Origin of the sequence: Psychrobacter sp. CAM01, from assembly GCF_032842965.1 — a bacterium.
GTDB lineage: Bacteria > Pseudomonadota > Gammaproteobacteria > Pseudomonadales > Moraxellaceae > Psychrobacter > Psychrobacter celer.
In genome coordinates, this window is sequence record NZ_JAWJBL010000008.1 from 87,664 (window position 1) to 107,913 (window position 20,250).

Below are 20,250 nucleotides of genomic sequence, written 5' to 3' on the forward strand. Positions count from 1 at the left end.
GTAGGTTTTTAAGTGTTATTTATGGCCGTGTGTCAAAATACTGAGAGTCAAAATACTAAGAGTCAAATCTCTACGAAAGACACAGTTAACCATCAATATGAAACAGTTGTCGATGACTATCAATAGCGAAAGTGCTACGCTGTGTCGAAAATATGTATCATAAGACGCTAGGTATGGCGATTATGGAATGGCTATCGCTATTTTTATGAGTGCTTTCTTCTTCATCGCTATTTTTGTCATTTAAGAAAAAGGCGCAAAGCCGTTTTCGGCGTAAGACAACGTGTTGTTGCGCCCCACGATGATATGATCCACCAATGACAAGTCGATTAGGTCGCAGGCTTTTTTTAGCTCATAGGTAAGCACATCGTCGGCAGTCGATGGGGTCGCATCGGTGTGCGGATGATTGTGGGCGATGATAAGCTGATTGGCGGCATGACTCAGCGCATGGCGCAGGACGTGTTTGATACAGACAGAGCAAGAAGAGATACCGCCTGTAAACAGTACCTCAAAATTCAATAAGTTGAGTGCGTTGTCCAAGCACAGTACGGCAAAGACCTCGCGGTGCTCGCCGCGTAGCTGGGTGCTGATATAGTCTTTGACCACCTGAGAGCGTCCAAGCACTTGCCCTGTTTTTAGCTGACTGTCCAAGTAGCGTGTCCCCATCTCAAGCGAGGCCAGTATCTGGGCGTACTTGGCAGGGCCGATGCCATGGCAGGCGAGGACGGTGTCTTGCGGGGCGGCCAACAGCTCAGCGAGGCTGCCGAATTGGTCAATAAGATGCCGCGCCAGCTCGATTGCCGACTGTGACTGAGTGCCCGTACGTAAAAATATCGCCAAAATCTCAGCGTCAGACAAGCTTGCTGCCCCGTTTTTGAGTAGTCTCTCACGCGGTCGGTCGTCTTCGTGCCAGTCCTTGATTGCCATTATTTTTTCCTAAAAGTATTATTTTGATAAACACGCCCGTATCGATAAATGGGCGAAATACGTAAATTCTTACCCAATTTATCTCATAATTGTTACTATAAGCGCAATTTATCTTTCCACTTTTTTATTGATGCCATGCTTATGTCCAATATCGTGCTCGCTATCACCGGCGGTATCGCCGCTTATAAATCCGCTATTTTTGCTCGCTTGCTTGTCAAAGCAGGCTTTGATGTGCGCGTCATCATGACCAGCGGCGCGCAAGCCTTTATCACGCCCCTGACCTTGCAGGCGCTGACGGGTAACGAAGTGCATATCTCTTTGCTCGATGAGCGAGCGGAGGCGGGTATGGGGCATATCGAGCTGGCAAAATGGGCAGATTTGGTCGTCATCGCGCCGGCGTCTGCCAATACCTTGGCACGCCTAGCGATGGGTATGGCGGACGATTTGCTTACCACAGTCTGTCTGGCGACGAGCGCGCCGGTGCTGGTTGCTCCAGCGATGAACCAGCAGATGTGGGCGCACCCTGCGGTCAATCTCAATGTACAAACTCTACGCGATATGAACTATCAAATCATTGCCCCTGCCAGCGGTGAGCAAGCGTGCGGTGATGTGGGCGCCGGCCGCTTACCTGAGCCTGAGGCGCTGTTGACCGAGGTGTTATTATTCAATGCCATGCAAACCACGCCGCAGCTCTTGGCTGGTAAAAGAGTGGTCATTACTGCAGGGCCAACGGTCGAGGCGATCGATCCAGTGCGCTACTTGTCCAATCATTCTTCAGGGAAAATGGGCTTTGCGTTAGCGCGCGCTTGCGTGGCTGCCGGTGCGGAGGTGATCTTGATAGCAGGTGGCAAGGTGGGTTTACCGACGCCGCTCAATGTCACACGTATCGATGTGCTGTCTGCCGAAGAGATGTTGCTGACGGCTCAGCAGTGTGTGGCAGGTACGCATGCGGCACTACAGTATGGGCCCGCAGAGGAGCATGAACACCATTCTGAGCATACTCATGACCATTCGCACGAACATCACGATGACTGTGGCTGCGGTGAGACGCATGAGCATGAAGACGATCACATTCATATGCACGACCATGTCCCTGATGACGAGCCTAAAGTCGCTGATATCTTTATCGCCACCGCGGCTGTCGCTGACTATCGTACTCGAGACGCGGCGCCGCAGAAAATCAAAAAAACCCAAGAGTCGATGACACTAGACTTGGTAAAAAACCCTGATATCTTAGCGACTATCTCGCTTGCGCATCCTGAGCTATTTGTCGTGGGTTTTGCAGCAGAGACGCAAGATGTCGAGCGTTATGCACGTGGTAAGCTTGTCTCCAAAGACTTGGATTTGATTGCTTGCAATGATGTGTCTCGCGTGGATATTGGGTTTGCCAGTGATGATAACGCTATGCAAGTGTTTTTCTCCGAGCGTTATGAGCACGACAGTGTCACGTTAGAAAAAGCAAGCAAGGATAAAATCGCTGAGCAGTTGACCCGTATTATCGGTGAGACCCTCTGGCAGCGGTATGATGCTTAATCATAGCTCAATCACGGCGCAGCTATCACAGCACAGCTATATAGTGATTTTAGAATAGTGATGTCAGATCAGTTGGGACAAGTTGGGCGCTAAGGCGGTGTGGTAAGTATGATGGATGATGCAAGTACCCAGACCGTATTACTGATGGCTGTCTTTGCCCTAGCATCACTGCTGCATGGTATCAGCGGGCTGGGCGTCACCTTGGTCACCACCACTGCGCTTGCGAGCATGTACCCGCTGCCATGCGCCATTGTACTGATTATTTTTCCGTCATTATTGCTCAACGCGCTGACGTGGCTGGCTGGCGGTGGCCGTAGTATTTGGCAAAACTTTATCTATTATGGCAGACGCTACTGGCTGCTGGCGTTGACCAGTCTACTTGGCAGTATTTTGGGGGCAAAGCTACTATTATGGGTCGATAGCGCGTACATCTTAGTACTGCTGGCGGCGGTCATTGGTTATTATGTGGTCAGTAGCTTACTCGGTAAGCAAATCCGCCTGCCTGATACCAAGCCAGTACTGATTATCGTAGGTTTTAGTGCAGGCGTTATTGGCGGTGCGACCAACGCGATGTCGACCATCCTGATGATGTATTTGCTCTCTGCCAGCAATGATAAAAACACCATCGCCAAAGTCGGCAACATGTGTTATTTTTTGGGTAAAATCGCTCAAATCATCGTATTGCGTGAGCCAATCAAGGCGCTTGGCCGTGGTGAGTGGCAGCTGATAGCGATCCTTAGCGTCCTGTCTATAGCGATGCTGCTGGTTGGTATCCGCTTGCGTCGTTATTTGCCGCAAGCACGCTTTCGTCAGCTTATTTTAGTGATTCTCTCCGTACTGGGACTGCGTGTGGGCTGGCAGGGGGTGGTGGCGTTTTTGTAGTATAGTCAATACAAATAAACGAGTCGACTATACTCAACCAACCATTTCACCAAAATACAGCTGCTGGGCGATGCGAAAGGTATTGCAGTGCGCCTCGACCACATCTTCAATATCTTCAGAATAACCACCGCCCATGACGATAGCAACTGGAATGCTAGCGGCTTTTGCTTGCTCAAGCACATATTCATCACGAGCTTTGCAGCCTGCTTGCGTTAAGCCAAGTTTACCCAGTTTATCGGTCGCCAGCACATCGACCGCTGACTGATAAAAAATCATATCTGGTGCAACCTCACTGATCAAACGCGGCAAGGTGTCTTTTAATATCTGTAAATACTCTGCATCCCCTGTATTGTTATCTAGCTCAATATCAAGATCAGAGACTTCTTTGCGAAACGGATAGTTTTTGGCGCCATGCATACTAAAGACAAAAACGCGCGGCTCATCCGCCATAATACTAGCATTACCATTGCCTTGATGCACATCCAAATCCACGATTAAAATCTTTTGCGCCTGCCTGCGATTAAGCAGTAGATTACTGGCGATACACACATCGTTAAACACGCAAAACCCCTCGCCATGATCGGCAAACGCATGATGGGTGCCGCCCGCGACATTCATCGCCACCCCATACTGCTGGGCATATAATGCACATTCATAAGTGGCGTGCGCGATATGACGACCTCGATCAACTAAAGCCTCGGTCATCTCAAAACCGATAGGTCGCGCTTCTTTGCGCGGCAAGGTTTGGGTTTTGAGCTTATGCCAGTAGTCCGCTGTATGCGTGGTTAAGATTTCATCTTCTGTCAGACGTTTTGGCGCAAAAAAGTTATCATGGGTGATGGTGCCTTCTTCAAGCAAGCGCTCAGGAATCATGGTGTACTTTTGCATAGGGAAGCGGTGCTTGTCAGGCACGCTATAACGAAACACGTCAGAATAGGCAATTTTTAGCATAGTGTTAAAGCATGTCTTTTTTGAAAAGTGTTTTAAGGATAGATAAGTTTAAATGCTTTGAAAATAAGGGGTTGGTGAGGAATTGTAAAAGCTGGGGATAGCCATCAGACTCAGTGGATTACTGAACATACTGAGTTGGCAAAAAGAAGGTGCGCGCATCTGCTTGTTGACGCAGCTCTGCCAGCAACGTCTGCATGTCTTCGGCAGGGTATTGCTGATTGATCAAATCATAAAACAGCTCATGGGCGACTGTGGTCATGGCGATGACGCTTTGTAAGGCGTGCTCGATGATATGGTCATTGATACCGACGGCTTCGACGTCGATAGCATATTTATAGCGTATCTCGCCATCGTTGATATCCATCTCTAGATTGCCAATCAGCATGTCATAGTTGATTTGGGTAATCAATAACATCGCCGCGCTTTGGTGACTCTCTGGAATCAAAAAAGGCAATATGCCATATACGGCCAGCAGTTTGTTTTCTGCTGGCACACGAAACAAATAGCCACAGCTTAGCTGCTTATGTTGCATCTTTAGCGACAAATGATGCGACTGCCGCTGATCGCCTTTGCTTGGGCGATAGTAGACATAGTGCCATTGTTTTTGCTCAAAGTATTGTTTTAAGCACTCGACAATATCGATATGAGTGTCGGTAGAGTCGAGCGGCTGATGAGTACGATCTGACGTAGATTGAGGGGGCACGGTGCCGACAGGCTTGCTGTCATTATCAGAGGCGTCTACATGGCTGTTTAGATCGTTATTTAGATTGCTGTTTTGATTGTTTTTTTGATCGCTGTCTAGACGGCTAGCAGGCTTGTCGCTAGATAACGGCCTGCCATTGAGCTCATCATCGATCGTGGTTTGCCGCAAGTCGTCATTATCGTCATCGACGACAGCAGGCGGCGCGGCCTCTGTCAGCAGCCGCTTGAGTCGTTGCCATAAGCTGAGTTTGTTACGTTGGCTCATAAGATTGCCATGACCGATAGAGAAGTAAGAGCGTTATAGTAAAGACAATATAGTAAAGATAATACCGTAAAGACAATAATGTCACTTTGCCGATGACCATACTGCTTGCTACGCCGCCCCTATCATCTACCGCGCTGGGTGATTAGCAGGGCTCATCGCTGCGCCCCGCAAACGAAGCTTTGATAGTAGGCTGCGCATAAAAAGCTTGTAGCATCTCACGAATATGAGCGGTAAACCATGGACTGTCAAGCGCGTCTTGTATGATCGGTCGTAATGCTGTGCTCAGTGGTGAGGAGAGCGAGGTATCGATAGGTAGGCTTGCCGCCACTGCCGCAATGGTGTCTGATTGATGATTGCTGTACCACGTGTCGATGCTGGCTGCTACTAGACTGCGCAGATAGGGCGATAAACGCAGGCGGTTGTAGCTTTGCTGAATGCTGGCCTCGATATGCTCGATACTGTTGTTGTCGGCATCATCATTTAGGTATGTCTGTATCTCGCTGATCGGTAGATCTTTGATACGTGACCAGCCCATGACCAACAGCCGCGCGACCTCATCGTTAGACAAGTGCGTTTGAGCATTGTTCTCTGCGCGCTGCGTCAAGTCTTTGATGTTACGGTGCAAATAGGTTTGCAGTTTTTCATCTAGGTTTTTATTGGTGGCTTTTTCAAACGAGCTACGGCCAAGCTTCATCAGTTTGCCCACGCCGCCTGCTTTATCGAGCGTATTTTCCATAAAATCATTGATAGCATGATAAAGCGTCTGTGTGAGTAGGTCAGCAAAGGTCTCGTTGCCGATGAGCGTATGAATAAGAGCGTTGCGCTGCTCGTCGTGACGGCCGATATAGCTGGCAAGGGTCTCGACTTGGGTGTCATCTATCAGCTCAGACAATGGGACATTGTCATTGATCGGATGGTAGATAACGGCATGCAAGATATCACGGATATCGGTGCGCATGACGTCGCTCATCGGCTGCTGTAATAAGCCGTCATTGATGAGGCGCTTTAAATCATCAGCCTGTAGGTACTGGCATAATGGCTGCTCACCAAACCACTGACATGCCTGCACGCTCAAGGTATCTGCTTGTGCCCCAAGCCATTGCTGCATAAAGCCAACTTGTGCCTCGATGATACTATCAAGACTGAGAGGCGCGCCAGCGCTAGTGTTTGACTGGCTATTTGGCTGAGTATTTGGCTGAGTATTTGGCTGGACATCTGCTTTTTGCCTCTGAGAGGGGGCAGGGTGGGTTTCTAAACTAGGATTATCTTGTGAAGTCGGCATAGGTTTTGAGGTCATAGTGATGGACAATTTGTTATACTGTGTGGCTGGGGTAATATCAACCCTAAAAAATACGATTGTCGGTGTCGGTGTCAGCCTTATTTGTTTAGGGAGCGCGGACAAGTTTTTGTGAATGGTATGCGCATCAACTATTATGTCATGAAAGCAGTATTCGTTTGTGATGAATATTGATAACGCTTAATAAATAACGAGAGATTTGATGACGGCACTGGATGCACCCTTACTTGCGCTCGATAAGCTGACCGTCCAGCGCGGTGAGACTCCCCTATGCGAAAAGGTCGCGCTCACACTGTCTGCAGGGGATATCTGCCATCTCATCGGTGCCAATGGTACGGGCAAGACGACACTTCTGATGCAGCTGGCAGGACTACTGCCGGTACTGACAGGTACCGTGCGCTATCAAGGCGTCGAAAGCTTACCTGTACAGCCGCTATATGTCTCGCATCAGCTGGGTATCCATCCCAATCTGACGGTCGCACAAAACTTGACGTTTTTGCTCAATCTATATGGCATCGCGCCAAGCAGTACTGACATTGATGCCGCTCTGACGTGGGTAGGGCTACAAGGCTTTGAGACCGTAAGCTCAAGCCATCTATCCGCTGGACAAACGCGGCGCATTACTCTTGCCAGATTGTATTTATTGACGCCTGCGGTGACACCATTATGGCTACTTGATGAGCCATTTACCGCGCTAGATGTCGATATGGTGGCACGAATGGAGGATAGACTATGCGACTTTGCCAGTGCGGGCGGCGCGATATTAATGACCAGTCATCAGGCCGTCGGCGTGGCCAATCAAGTGCTCGACTTGTCAGGTTATATGGTATAAGGGCGGTGAGTATCAGTAAAAGGATGAATCATGACAGATAGCCCAGTACAGTCTGCACCAACGCAAGCAGCAAAGCCGCGCTCAAATATCTTTGACGGTACGCGCGGTATCAGCTTTGGGCAGCTCTGGCGCCGCGAATGGCAGGTCAAGCAGCAAGGAGCGGTACAGTGGCTATATCCGCTTGTACTGTTTTTAGTGATTATTACCTTGTTTCCGCTGGCTGTCGGTAGTGAGCCTGCGCTATTGCAGCGTTTAGGCGTGTCTGCTGTGTGGATTGCCGCGCTCTTGTCACTTGTGATGGGGGTTGATGGGCTATTTAAGCCCGCGCTTGATAATGGCACGCTGGCGCAGTTGGTCGTTGCCAGAGCATCGCTACCGCTTTGGGTGCTCATCCGCTTAGTCATACACTGGATTTTTAGTAGCGGTATTGTGGCGGTGCTCAGCTTATTGGCGGTGCCGCTATTTCAGCTTAGCTGGTTTGAGGCGTGGATATTGCTGGCCTCTATCGTCACTGGCAGTCCGATGCTGCTGATGCTCTCTGCCGTTGCCAGTAGTTTGACACTGTCATTAAAAAACGGTGCCGTGCTGGTGCCGCTGATAGCTTTGCCCATGCAGCTTCCGGTACTGATTTTTGCCACTGGGGCGGTGGATTTGTTTGCCACAGGTCTCAATGGTTTGCCGATACTAGCGCTGTTATTAGCTGGCAGCATCATCTCGGTACTCGTGATGCCATGGGTGATTGCTGTAACCTTAAAGATGGCGTGGCTCAATTAAAAAAACCTTTATATCAACAGCATGTTGAAAACGGGCAACTTTGCTATAATAGCCAATTAACGATACAAACAAGTCACTTGTAGATTCTATCCAGTGTTTAACGCCGGCAGGTTAGCGGATAGTAGCAATCATGATGTCGTAGCGCCCATGATGCCATATCTGTCAAACCACTATGCTGTGTAAATAGGTTTATTCCCATGCCCAACCTGAATAATGTCTCATCTCCCAGCCTGTGGCAGCGCATTTGGCAAGGCTTTTTGACCACTGTTGGTACCAAGCAGTTTTTTCGCATTTTTGCGCCTTGGGTCAAGTGGCTTGCCATACTTGCCAGTATTTGCCTTGTAATCGGTAGTGTCTGGGGGCTGGCATTTGCGCCGCCTGACTACTTACAAGGCAACAGCTACCGTATTATATTTATCCACGTACCGGCAGCCAGTCTGGCCATCTCCATCTATTTCGCCCTTGCGGTGTTAGGGGTTATCTTTCTCGTTTGGAAGATTAAGACGGCCAGTTTGGTGGCGCAAGCGCTCGCGCCGCTGGGGTTTTTGCTTTGTGTGATTAGCTTGATCACTGGCTCTATTTGGGCAAAACCCACTTGGGGGACGTATTGGGTCTGGGACGCGCGTTTGACCTCGATGCTGATTTTGGCGTTTTTGTACGCAGGCGTCATGGCGCTGTTTGCCGCCTTTGAGCATACCGCCAACCGCGGCAAAGCGGCGGCTATTTTGTCTATCGTCGGTGCGGTCAACCTGCCAATTATCAAATACTCGGTACAGTGGTGGAACACCTTGCACCAAGGCTCAACTTTTACCTTGACCGCTGCACCAAAAATGTCAGCCGATATGTGGATGCCGCTATTGCTCATGGTCATCGGTAGCTATTTACTGGTGGCGACCTTGGCGATTTATCGCACCAATACGTTGATTTTGTACCGCGATCAGGGCAAGGCTTGGGTAAAAGAATACATTCGCGGGCAAGCCAAATAATCGTCAATCACATAAATAACGGCTAGGAGATGATGATGCAGCCTTATTTTTACAGCGTGTCTGAGTTTATCGCCATGGGTAAGCATGGCGTGTTTGTCTGGTCGTGTTGGGCTATTACCGTGGGTGTGGTGCTGGCTTTTATTTTTTATAGCCGCAGGCAGCGACAAGCGCTGATTAAGCAGCTGACCATCCAGCAAGCGCGGCAAGCGCAGCGTACTGCCAACACCTCCAATTCTACAACCGAATAGTCAAAAACCATCTGTATATCATCAATTTAGCTCGCAAGACTAGAATGTCTATATCGTCACTATATGGCGATATGAAGGCTTGGAGGCTTATTGATTGACGCAAAAAATGCTACTATATAGCCACTAGAAAGTACGATTAGAAAAATATTTAAAAAAGGTTTTTCTAATGGTGGTTTCTTTAATATGTTCTGTTTTATAGGTTTATATGGCATTGGATATGACTGATATGGTCAGTTCCAATTAAAATCGTTTTAGATTTAAACGCGCTACTGGTATAAATTTTACTTGCGTGCTGTTATCGTCCGATGCTCGCAACATTTATCCCAATATCGCTATGTTATTTTTAGAATGATTTGACTATAAGACAGTGACTCATCAATGAGGTAGTGGTATGAACGCAGTTCGTCGCAAAAAACTGATGTGGGTGATGTTTACGCTGGCAGGAGCCGCGATAGCCGTGGCGTTGGTCATCTATGCCATTGGGCAGCAGACTGACTATTATTTTGATGCGACAGCCATTGCCCAAGGGGAAGCGCCGCAAAATAAGCGTATTCGTGCAGGTGGTATGGTCGTCGCTGGCAGCGTGCAGCGAGCACCAAATGATCCGCTGAGTGTGGAGTTTGCGATTACCGATTTTGAATCGACGGTGCCTGTGACTTATCAAGGTATCTTGCCAGATTTGTTTGCTGAAAACTCAGGCGTGGTTGCCACAGGTAAAATGCAGGGCGAGACCTTTGTCGCAGGGGAAGTGCTGGCCAAGCACGACGAAAACTACATGCCGCCTGAGGTTGCCAAATCTATGAAAGAAAACAATCGCAATGGATTGACGCCGCCTTCTGAGCAGTACAATCCAGCAGAGCCAATCCATGAGACCCAAACGCTGCAACAGTAGCGTTCAAAAATAGCCACACTGACCGTAAAAGCGCCGCTAATATTTTATTAGCGGCGCTTTTTTATGTGGGTTTTGATAAAAACATTAGGGCGTGTCCTCATTTTAAAAATGGCGGTAAAAATGAGATAAATCGCCGTCAAACAAGGAAAATAGCGCAGATACTATCGAGATAGTAGTCAGCTATCTGACACCGTTTGGTCAGATTCAGCCATTTTTAGCCCATTTAGATGGCTATCGCTTGAATGGAGGATACGTCCTAGTCATCCCATTCAGGCGTATAGTCAGGATGCTCGATTTTACGGCCATCGCTACGAGCTAAATTGCCGATTTTTTCTAACTCATCGGCGCTAAGCTGGACATCGATGGCATCCAAGTTGCCTTGCAGGTGGTCGGGATTGGACGTCTTGGGAATGGCTACACGGTCTTTGTCCGATAATATCCAAGCCAGTGATATTTGTGCAGGTGTCACGTTGTGCTTATCCGCAATCTCTTTGATGACCTCATTATCAAACACATCACCGCGCGCCAGTGGCGAATAGGCTTCTAGTAAAATATGATGGTTATTCAAAAAAGTCTGCAGGGTGTTTTGTTTGATAAACGGATGAAACTCTACTTGGTTGACGACAATAGGCACATCAGCATGTTTTTTGGCTTCGATGATATGAGCGATATTAAAGTTAGAAACCCCAATATGACGCGTCAGCCCTTGTTTTTGCAGTTCACACAGCGCAGGAATGGTCTCAGACAATGGCACGCGATCATCGGGCCAATGCAGTAATAGCAGATCGACATAATCGGTATCTAGGTTTTCTAATGAGCGCTTGGCAGCTGCCATCAGCTTTTCTGATTGAAACTTCATATCATCAGGGAAAATCTTGGTGGTCAAAAAGAACTTATCACGCGCCACGCCTGATTGCTTGATACCTTCTCCCACCTCTGTTTCATTGTCATAAGCTTGCGCGGTATCAATGTGCTCGTAGCCCATTTTTAACGCTTGGCTGACGACATTGATACAGTCTTGGCCTGTTGATTGCCAAGTACCTAGCCCTAGTACAGGAATATTGGCTTGGCCTGCGGTACGAATATTATAAGTTTTCTTGCTCATATTATTATCCTTATTATGTGTTGAGTGTGGTTCTATGGCTGTTTATATAAGTGTTCTTTATATAAGTGTTCTCTAAACAAGTAATAACTAAATTCAGTGTCACTACCTGAGTGAGAAGCTTTTAAACCTGAATAAATAACAGTCGTATCATAGTGCTCATTGTAATACTTGCCCTAACAGAACAACGCGGCAACCCAGCTACTATAGAAAAAAATAGAATAAAGTAAAAGGTCGGTTGACGCTTTCCTACAAAGGACAAACAGGCTGTAACGTCATTTTTATCCCTGTTTTTGGGATGAAGACACGCTCCAGAGCCGTCTAATTTATGAGCAAATGTTGTCAGTGTGATAACGAGAGTCAAAAAAGACAGTAGAGCAAAGGCGCAAGAGACGTAGCAGACGGATGAGAGATAACGTAAAAAAGCGCCCAATATCGATTGATATTGGACGCTTCTATAGACGCGGAAGCACGGTTATAAATTACTGCGCCGCTTCGGTCTCTACAGCCGCGTTTTCAGGGGCTTTGGTTGCGTCAGTGGTGTTTTCATCCCAGATTTTTGGGTATTTGTAGCCCGGGAATGTTTCATGCGCGTACTTTTTGAAGGCTTCTGAGTTATAGGCGTTGGTGACGTCTTCTACCCATTTTTTGCCAGTATCGGCAGACTTGATCGCTGACCAGTTGACATAAGCAAAGCTTGGCTCTTGAAACAGTGCTTCGGTCAATTTGATACCAGAGTCGGTGGCATAGTTACCATTAATCACTGCAAAATCAACTTCATCACGGGCACGTGGCAGCTGCGCGGCTTCTAATTCGACGATATTGATGTCGTATTTGCTGTTATCTGCGATATCAGTCTTTGAGGCTGTCAACGGATCGATATTGTCTTTTAGCGTGATCCAGCCAAGGTCGTCCATCATCACAAGAGCACGTGCAAAGTTGCTTGGATCGTTTGGTGCTGAGACACTCATGCCTTTGTAGGCTTCATCAAGGCTGGTCTTTTTACCTGAATAAATACCAAGCGGGGCGGTCGGTACTTGGAATACCTCAACCAAATCTAGATTGTTTTCTTTTTTAAAGGTATCAAGATACGGCTTATGCTGGAAGATATTGATATCCAAGTCGCCTTCAGCCAGCGCCAAGTTAGGACGCACATAGTCGGTAAATGCGATTAGCTCAACGTCATAACCTTGTTCTTCTAGCGCGCCTTTGACTTGATTACGTACCATGTCGGCAAAGTCACCTTCAGTGGTACCGATGACGATTTTGCTATGCTCAGGATCGATATCGCTGTCCGTCGTTTGGGCTGTGGTGTTTTCAGTCGCCGCTTCTTTGGTGGCTTCTGGCGCTGATGAGTTGTTACAGCCCACCAATACGAGCCCCGTCACACCAACGGTTGCAAAGGCAGTGGCCAACTGACGGCTGATATCTGTTAATTTCATAAAATTTCCTTATTCGTACATGGGATTGGGTTATGTGAGTCGCGCCTGAGCATTAAAAAAGCAACATTCTACATAGTAATGCTGCTTTTTAGGATAAGAGCTAAGAGGATTCATTACTGCCAAAAATAAACCGAGTCGCTGGCAATGTCAAGTATTTGCCAAAGCGGTTTAACGTTTGTCTAGGCGGTTGGCCAGCCAGTTACCAGACGCTTGGATAGCGATGACCATGATGGATAGCATAATCACGATAAAAATCATCACCTCAGTTTGGTAACGATAGTAACCATAACGAATGGCCAAATCGCCCAAACCGCCGCCGCCGATCATACCAGCCGCCGCAGAGTATGACAGCAAGCTGATACACAAGATAGTCACTGACAGCACCAGCCCTGAGCGCGCCTCGTTGAGCAAGACTTTGATAATGGTAAAGGGTCGAGCGCCCATCGACTCGGTGGCCTCAATGATACCGCGCGGGACTTCACGCAGGTTTTGCTCGACCAAACGGGCAAAATAAAACGAGCCGGCAATCGCAAGCACCAAGGAGGCGGCAATCGGTCCGATACCTGTACCGACGATGGCTTTGGTAAATGGACTCATTGCAATCATTAAAATCACAAACGGGAAGGCGCGCATAAAGTTGGTGATGGCGCCTAACACGCCATATAGTGTTTTATTTTGCAAAAACTGTCTATCGCTGGATAAGAATAAGAATATTCCAAATAGCCCACCGATCAAAATGGCAACCGTCGTTGAGATACCCAGCATGATAAAGGTATCAATAAACGCAGTCACAATCTCTTTACGCAGTGCAAACAGCTTGTCGATCGAGGCGGATAGTTCCGTACCAGTTAACATATTATTTCTCCTACCTCATTAGTCCTCAACGACTAAGCCTTGGCCAATCGGGGTGGTGGCCTGAATCAGACCATCTCTTACGTCTGCAACCTCAAGCAGCTTGCCTTGGTGTAATAAGGCGGCGCGGTCGCAAAGCCTGCGGATCACACTCATCTCGTGGGTGACAATGACGATGGTCACGCCTAGCTGCTCGTTGATATCACGCAGACAGGTGAGCAAGCTACGAGTTGTCGCAGGATCGAGGGCACTGGTCGGCTCATCGGCCAATAGCACCTTTGGACTAGGCGCTATCGCGCGGGCTATACCAACGCGCTGCTTTTGGCCACCTGAGAGCTGCGCAGGGTAGTGGCCGGCGCGATCAGTCAGATCGACAATCTCCAGGCAATCCATGACGCGCTGATGAATATCACGACGCGGATAGCCTGCGACCATCAAGTTAAAGGCCACGTTGTCAAAGACGGTGCGATTGGACATGAGGTTAAACTGCTGAAATATCATACCGATATTGTGGCGCGCCACTCGTAGGTCGCTGGCTGATAAGGTGGTCAAATCAGTGCCATCGATAATGACCTGACCTGAATCTGGACGCTCGAGCATATTGATCAGGCGCAACAAGGTGGATTTACCGGCACCTGAATAGCCCATTAGGCCAAAGATTTCACCTTGCTGGATGGACAGTGACGTCGGCTCGACAGCAGTAAACCAGTGGGGCTTGCCATCTTTGTCTTTGATTGAGCGGTCACTTAAAAAACTTTTGGTCACATCGTTTAAGACAATCATGTCATTCATGGAGGGCTCAAAATTCAATGGTTTTTTTAATGTCACAAACGCCTTGTTTTGCCTCTATCGTCATCTAAGAGGCAAAAAAACAACCGTTCATAACCCTATAATAAGGGGCGCTAATATAGCATATTATCGGGTACTTTGGATATGCGCATCCGCGACCCGCTTATGATGAATAGCGATTAGGCGGGGGAGGCGAGGAAAAGAGGCAGATAATAAGCGCAGCTTTTGACACGAAGACCAGATAGATGCCCTTAATAGAACGGTTTGCGCAAGCAAGATAAAGACACGCCCTAGTCATTTGGATGATAGTGCGTATCATGCTTGACTGGTAGTACGACCAAAAACCTTGTATGGCCATTGATGGTATCTGTGGTGATACGGCCCTGATGCGCGGTGACGATTTGTGATACCAGTGATAATCCCAGCCCTGAGCCTTTGTTTTTTTGTTGCAAACGCACAAATGGACTAAACACTTCTTCGCGCTTTTCTTCAGGGATGCCAGCTCCTTCGTCGATGACGGCCAGTACCGCGTATTTGGGCAGAGGACGTTCAGGCTCTGTTTTGGTTTTTTTGAGATGCTTGGTAAACAAGCCTTCTTTGCGCGGCGCGTCCATAGCCTCCCCGTCAAGCTGCGTCGTGTTTTTGCTACTGGCTTTTTGATCTTTTGGCTTTTTGCTATCATCGCTAGTGGCTGTACTATCGGCGATGGCGCTTTTTTGGCTGTGACCATTTTTTAGCGCATTGATACCTTTGCTCATCAGACTGTCTTTGGTTTTTTGCACTATAAGGTCACTATCCTCTGCTGCCGCGCTCTCAGGTACCGCACGCCAAGTGACCTTTTTGATTTTGTCCGCAAACTCAGAGGTAAAGCGCTGATAGTCTGTCATTACAGATAGCGATGCGCGCGCGTTCTTTATTTCAAGAGCGGTATGGTTATTGGCCGAAGCGAGAGCGTTATCATCCGTCTCCGTTGCAAGCGTGTCATCCGCCCCTATCGCAGATGTCTTAATCTGATGCGTCTTGCTGCTTGGTGTTGCATCGTGGTTAGGACGGTCAGCAGCGTTGTCGTTTGTCGTGTCGACCGCAGTGTGAGTGGCATCAGTATTATCTGCCTCATTAATGACAGCGGCCTCGTCAACGAACGTTTCGCCGTTTTTGTAGATAGGCGGTGCAGGCAGGGCCATGACCGTCTCTGTCATGTCTGCTTCATCTGCAGTGGTATCTGTGAGCGCGGTATCGTCGCCTTGCGCTGATGCCGCCCGCGCATCCTCTCGGTTTGGTGCCACGGTCTCATCATAGGAGTCAAAGTCTGAGCTATTATAGTCAGCGAAACTACTGCAAATGAGGGTTTGCAGTAGATAGTCTGGGATGCTATCGGCCTCGTCAATGGTCTGTACGCCATATAGCAGTACGGTCACCGGCGGCACCCCATGCAGCATGGCATTGGTCAATAGATTGCGAATCAAATGGGTTAGCATAGAGGCCTGCCCATCGATGATGATGTGCTCGCCGATCAACGTCGCCTCAGGGTAATGTTGGCGCTCTTGATTGATGAGATCGTATAGATCTAGGCGTTCTACTTGCTGCAACGCATGACCTGCATCCAAGCGGCTGACCAGCAAAATGCTTTCTACCAAGTCATTGAGCCCAGACAAATCGCGATTGATGGCTTGGGCGCGTTTATCAAACTTTTCTTTGATATCAGAGGGCAGCGCGCCAGCCAGCATGTCCATCATCTCAATCTGCAAGCGAATACGGGTGATGGGCGTACGCAGCTCATGGGAGGCATGCGCTAGCAGTAAGTTATTGGCATCGACCAAATGCTCGATTTTTTGCGCCGCTTGGTTAAACCCGCGCGCCAAGGAAGCAATCTCATCATTACCGCGCGCATTGACCCGCACGGTAAAATCACCGTCACCTAGCTGCGCCATCTGCTGGCTCATCTGATTGATACGCCACGTCATGGTGCGAGCAATAATCCACAAAACCCCTGCCATGATAAGCAGCAGCAATAAGGTGCCAGTAAATAGGTTCAATGCCGCAGAAAGGGCTGGTTTTTTGGGCGGTAAGCGCGATTCGTACAGCAGCGTATAGCCTGTGCTGCTATACACTTGTGCTTGCTGGGTCGTGGTAGTGTCAGAAAAAGAAGGGAAAATGCGCGATAACAAAGATGGGGTAGGCGGCAGCTCTAATGGCAAATCGCTGTGGTCGGTTTGCATCAGCAAATGACCATCGCTGTCATACAGACCCATCTTGGCCTGTAAAGACTCGTCAAAAATATCAAAGCTTTTTTTGACGACCGCCAGCATAAACCGCGACTGCAAACGGTTGTCTTTGCTAATGGCGGTATTTAGCTCATGCAAAAAAGGATCGATTTGCCCTAAGATCTGAGTGGCCAATACCTCGGAGCGAATTCCCGCATCTTTATCATGGACCAGCTGGGTCAACAGCACCATCGCCACCGCAAATAAGATAAGCGCCAGCATCACACTGGCAAATAGCTTGGCAAATAAAGAGCGAAAACCCAAGTGCTGCATCAAACCATCTCTATTATCAGACGTTTATAACAATTCAAAACGGCTAGCATACAGTCTACCGTTTATAGCGTGCTGCCGCTCATGATATGAGCAAAAAATCACACCTGATCGGTGGCAAATTGATAACCGACGCCGCGTACGGTGATGATACGTTTGGGCTGGCGAGGGTTGTCTTCAATCAAGGCGCGCAGACGTGAAATATGCACATCAATGGCGCGGTCGATATTGTCTGAGCTGTCATCATTTGGCATCGCCTGCCAGAGCTGCTCACGATTGAGCACTTTACCAGAATGCGTGGCAAAGTAGTGTAGTAATTGAAACTGATGCGTGGTCAAACGTACCGGCTCACCATCAATCGTCACCTCATGACTGTCAGGAAATACGCTTAAGCGGCCAAACGTCAAGCTATCTGACTGGCTGTCTGCTTGGTTTGGCTGCTCATGGCGGCGAATCACGGCGCGGATACGAGCCAATAGCTCACGCGGCTCAAAAGGCTTGGCGATATAATCATCGGCACCCATCTCAAGGCCTAGTACGCGATCTGTGGTATCGCCTTTGGCCGTTAACATGATAATAGGTACTTTATTAGTCATGTTGTTTTTATTGCCACGGATCTTTTGACAGACCTGCATGCCGTCCATATCGGGCAGCATCAAATCAAGCACCACCAAATCGATATCGCGCTCTTTGGTATCTAGTAAGTCAAGACCTTCTTGACCAAGTCCTGCATGATGCACGTCATAATAATTCATGGTCAGATAGTCGCTGATCAATTCTGCTAAATCTGGATCATCTTCTATTAATAAGATCTGTTTACTCATCGGTTATCCTCTAGTTGTTGTTATCATGTGTCAGGCGTTTATACGGCTCTGTACAGTCATTCTGATAAATACATCAGATGCGACCGCTGTTATATGCCAAACGTCTAAATGTGTTATGTGCTATTTAAAGACATTATTTAAAGGCACTATCTCGTAAATATACATACGCTTAAATCTGCATACTTTTAACTGCATCGTGTGGTTGCTGCACATGTTAATCTGTATTTTCTATAGTGCTGCGTTAGCACTCTTTTTATTAATAATCACGTTCTATTATCCGAACGCTTTAATAATAAAAACATAGTGCCTAATTTTGCTGTGACAAAACAAGACAAGCTTTGTTAATGTTTCTACATAATGTAACTGTCAGCATAAGCCATTAAGACACAATGACTTTTTTGCCTTTAGAATCAAGCTGTAAGTCAGCCAAGCAAATCAAGCTGTCATTACTGATGCCTGCGATCAGATACTGCTGAGTGGTGGGGTTAAACTCAATCACTTCTACAGGCTGGCGCGTCAGACGCTGATCTTGTCCGATGATCCACACATTTGCCGCCAATGGCCTTAGAGGTTTGTATGGTGGTGAATGCAATTCTGTCAAGTTCACATCATGTAAGGCGCGCCTAGGCACGATAGTACCGACGTCGATTTGTCCATAGTTGACCCGCCCCGTGACCTGCATCTTAGGCAGCAGTTTTTTGCGACTGCTCTCATTATCGATCACATTGACATGAACCAGCAGCTTTTTGGGGTGCGGGGCTTCGACCAATTTGCTGACTTGACCGGTGAACTGTTCTGTCAGCTCAGCGGTTGTGAAATTAACGGTTTGTCCTACCGATAGTTGCGGCTTTGCCTGAATAGGTACGGTCGCGACAAAGTATAGCTTGGTCTCATCAGCGATGTGCAATAAGGGCGTACGTGCAGCGAGCTGCTGTCCTGCGGCGGCATTTAACTGCGTGACCCGCCCAGCGAAGCTGGCACGCACCGTGATAAGTTGGTATGACGAATGCTCTGAGGCGTTGTCGTCCGGTGTCTCTGTCGCAGCGTCTGCATCCGCGTTGTTTTGGTGCGGCATCTTGGCTGAGGCAGGATTGCTGTCGGAGTTGGCTTTGCTGTCAGAGGTAGATTTACTATCGATGGCCGATGGCTCGGAGGCCGCATCCTCTATGGGGGTTTGTTTTGTCTGGTCCGGGCGAGGTGAGGTTTTTTCAGTAGCTGGGTCTTTTGCTGCACTTTTGGTTTGCGGTGCTGCATTCTCGGCTTGCGGCGCTGCATTGCCATCGGTCTCTGTATTTATCTCATCTGGGCGTTTGGGAGGTGTCTTATTGGTCATGTCCAGCCGTCGGACGATAAGCAAAGGCGCGTCTTTTTCGACCTGCTGACCTTCACTGACTAGTACCTGTTCGACATACAGCGGCTGGGCGGCGACAAACTGACTTTGTTTGATTGGCTGTATATTGCCCTGTAGCCCGAGGCTGGGTTGATAGCGCGATGGTTTGATACTTAGAATATGGTCTGGCGTCATCGTCACCGTGCTATCACTGATGATGAGTGGGTTATCTACCGTCTCACTATTTTCTGCTGTGACAGGCTCATCGGTAGGCGGGGAGGGCTGACAAGCCAGCAGCAGCAAAACGCTAAGTAAGTACGGGCCTTTTTTTAACCATTGAAAAGCTGTCATAGCAATCACCGTTATAATCGTCGTTTTATTATATAGTGAAATCCTATGAGGTGAAACGATTGCACGCCATCTGATTGTGCAGTAACCAAACATTGCCGATCGTCATGCAATCATGACTGCCAAATGCTAAGCCATACAAGCTGACAACAACCTGCTGATAGAAGCATGACTGGAGTATGACTATAGGGAGCTATTTGGATAACTATTTAGGTAATTATTTGGATAGCTATTTAAGTTCTTAGCTAGGAGACTGGTCAGTCTGAACATAAATTTGTCAATCACTGGAATTGCATTAACAACTGTGCTAAAACAAACATAACAAAATATATTGATACATTTTTATCACAATCGAAAATTATTCAGCAATGTGGCAGTTGATTCTATATAATGCAGAAATATCATGAAGTTGGTGGATTTGTTGCCCTGTTTTTATCAAAAAGTAGGATGACGATAGTTGGTGGCAAAGTGCTTTAATGTTTTTTATGCATTAAGATACCTTTATCTGGCGACACGCTAAGCACAGTGGTTGGTGGTTGGTGGTTGGTGGTTGGTGGTCGGCCACCGGATTGAGCGTCAATCGATTCAGTCATCATAAATTGCCTATCATGACCCAGATGGCGGGGCTACTTTTGCTCAGGACTGATAAAAGCCAGATACTCATAAAAGAAAAGATAGGTCCGCTACGATATAGATAGATGGCAGGGGTGGTCTTAAGCCCATAATCAATAAATGATCAATTG

Annotated in this window: 18 protein-coding genes; 7 read left to right on the plus strand and 11 right to left on the minus strand. The window is 47.9% G+C overall.

Features of this window, described 5'->3' with window-relative positions:
• Positions 1 to 240 precede the first annotated feature (240 nt).
• Positions 241 to 924 (minus strand): RadC family protein, encoded by a 684-nt coding sequence (gene radC / locus R0I52_RS04020; RefSeq protein ID WP_317053264.1) that lies wholly within the window; start codon positions 922 to 924, stop codon positions 241 to 243.
• Between the two features lie 141 nt (positions 925 to 1,065).
• On the opposite strand from radC, the gene coaBC reads away from it, so the two are divergent.
• Both coaBC and R0I52_RS04030 read left to right on the plus strand, forming a co-directional pair.
• On the plus strand, positions 1,066 to 2,457 hold the full coding sequence (coaBC, locus tag R0I52_RS04025) for a bifunctional phosphopantothenoylcysteine decarboxylase/phosphopantothenate--cysteine ligase CoaBC (RefSeq protein WP_317053265.1): 1,392 nt from the start codon (positions 1,066 to 1,068) through the stop codon (positions 2,455 to 2,457).
• Positions 2,458 to 2,565: 108 nt separating this feature from the next.
• Positions 2,566 to 3,339: a sulfite exporter TauE/SafE family protein gene (locus tag R0I52_RS04030; RefSeq protein WP_317053266.1), complete on the plus strand. Its 774-nt coding sequence runs from the start codon at positions 2,566 to 2,568 to the stop codon at positions 3,337 to 3,339.
• A 33-nt stretch (positions 3,340 to 3,372) separates the two neighbouring features.
• Here the strand turns inward: R0I52_RS04030 and R0I52_RS04035 are convergent, their stop codons facing one another.
• The 3 genes from R0I52_RS04035 to R0I52_RS04045 form a co-directional block, all read right to left on the minus strand.
• Entirely contained in the window at positions 3,373 to 4,290 is a 918-nt protein-coding gene (locus tag R0I52_RS04035) for a histone deacetylase (RefSeq protein ID WP_317053267.1), read from the minus strand.
• A 118-nt stretch (positions 4,291 to 4,408) separates the two neighbouring features.
• Entirely contained in the window at positions 4,409 to 5,257 is an 849-nt protein-coding gene (locus R0I52_RS04040; protein ID WP_317053268.1) for a YbjN domain-containing protein, read from the minus strand.
• A 142-nt stretch (positions 5,258 to 5,399) separates the two neighbouring features.
• Positions 5,400 to 6,539, minus strand: a complete 1,140-nt coding sequence (locus R0I52_RS04045) for a hypothetical protein (RefSeq protein WP_317053269.1) — start codon at positions 6,537 to 6,539, stop codon at positions 5,400 to 5,402.
• A gap of 217 nt (positions 6,540 to 6,756) precedes the next feature.
• On the opposite strand from R0I52_RS04045, the gene ccmA reads away from it, so the two are divergent.
• From ccmA to ccmE, 5 genes are all read left to right on the plus strand, one after another.
• Positions 6,757 to 7,386, plus strand: a complete 630-nt coding sequence (gene ccmA, locus R0I52_RS04050) for a heme ABC exporter ATP-binding protein CcmA (RefSeq protein ID WP_317053270.1) — start codon at positions 6,757 to 6,759, stop codon at positions 7,384 to 7,386.
• A gap of 30 nt (positions 7,387 to 7,416) precedes the next feature.
• Positions 7,417 to 8,160, plus strand: a complete 744-nt coding sequence (locus R0I52_RS04055) for a heme exporter protein CcmB (RefSeq protein WP_317053271.1) — start codon at positions 7,417 to 7,419, stop codon at positions 8,158 to 8,160.
• A gap of 197 nt (positions 8,161 to 8,357) precedes the next feature.
• Positions 8,358 to 9,146: a heme ABC transporter permease CcmC gene (gene ccmC / locus R0I52_RS04060; RefSeq protein WP_317053272.1), complete on the plus strand. Its 789-nt coding sequence runs from the start codon at positions 8,358 to 8,360 to the stop codon at positions 9,144 to 9,146.
• Between the two features lie 35 nt (positions 9,147 to 9,181).
• A complete protein-coding gene (gene ccmD / locus R0I52_RS04065) occupies positions 9,182 to 9,394 on the plus strand; it encodes a heme exporter protein CcmD (protein ID WP_317053273.1) in 213 nt (70 codons plus the stop codon).
• 391 nt (positions 9,395 to 9,785) lie between these two features.
• Positions 9,786 to 10,286, plus strand: coding sequence for a cytochrome c maturation protein CcmE (gene ccmE, locus R0I52_RS04070; RefSeq protein ID WP_075100381.1), 501 nt, complete (start codon positions 9,786 to 9,788; stop codon positions 10,284 to 10,286).
• A gap of 256 nt (positions 10,287 to 10,542) precedes the next feature.
• Here ccmE and R0I52_RS04075 read toward each other — a convergent pair whose 3' ends face one another.
• The 7 genes from R0I52_RS04075 to R0I52_RS04105 all read right to left on the minus strand — a co-directional run bounded on the left by R0I52_RS04075 (position 10,543) and on the right by R0I52_RS04105 (position 19,510).
• A complete protein-coding gene (locus R0I52_RS04075; RefSeq protein WP_317053274.1) occupies positions 10,543 to 11,391 on the minus strand; it encodes an aldo/keto reductase in 849 nt (282 codons plus the stop codon).
• Between the two features lie 479 nt (positions 11,392 to 11,870).
• Positions 11,871 to 12,830 (minus strand): MetQ/NlpA family ABC transporter substrate-binding protein, encoded by a 960-nt coding sequence (locus tag R0I52_RS04080; RefSeq protein ID WP_317053275.1) that lies wholly within the window; start codon positions 12,828 to 12,830, stop codon positions 11,871 to 11,873.
• A 168-nt stretch (positions 12,831 to 12,998) separates the two neighbouring features.
• Complete coding sequence (locus R0I52_RS04085; RefSeq protein WP_317053276.1) at positions 12,999 to 13,685, minus strand: methionine ABC transporter permease; 687 nt, start codon at positions 13,683 to 13,685, stop codon at positions 12,999 to 13,001.
• Between the two features lie 18 nt (positions 13,686 to 13,703).
• On the minus strand, positions 13,704 to 14,474 hold the full coding sequence (locus R0I52_RS04090; RefSeq protein ID WP_172953126.1) for a methionine ABC transporter ATP-binding protein: 771 nt from the start codon (positions 14,472 to 14,474) through the stop codon (positions 13,704 to 13,706).
• A 287-nt stretch (positions 14,475 to 14,761) separates the two neighbouring features.
• A complete protein-coding gene (locus R0I52_RS04095) occupies positions 14,762 to 17,008 on the minus strand; it encodes a sensor histidine kinase (protein WP_317053277.1) in 2,247 nt (748 codons plus the stop codon).
• A 98-nt stretch (positions 17,009 to 17,106) separates the two neighbouring features.
• Positions 17,107 to 17,829 (minus strand): response regulator transcription factor, encoded by a 723-nt coding sequence (locus R0I52_RS04100; RefSeq protein WP_317053278.1) that lies wholly within the window; start codon positions 17,827 to 17,829, stop codon positions 17,107 to 17,109.
• Between the two features lie 379 nt (positions 17,830 to 18,208).
• Positions 18,209 to 19,510: an efflux RND transporter periplasmic adaptor subunit gene (locus R0I52_RS04105; protein ID WP_317053279.1), complete on the minus strand. Its 1,302-nt coding sequence runs from the start codon at positions 19,508 to 19,510 to the stop codon at positions 18,209 to 18,211.
• Between the last annotated feature and the right edge of the window lie 740 nt (positions 19,511 to 20,250).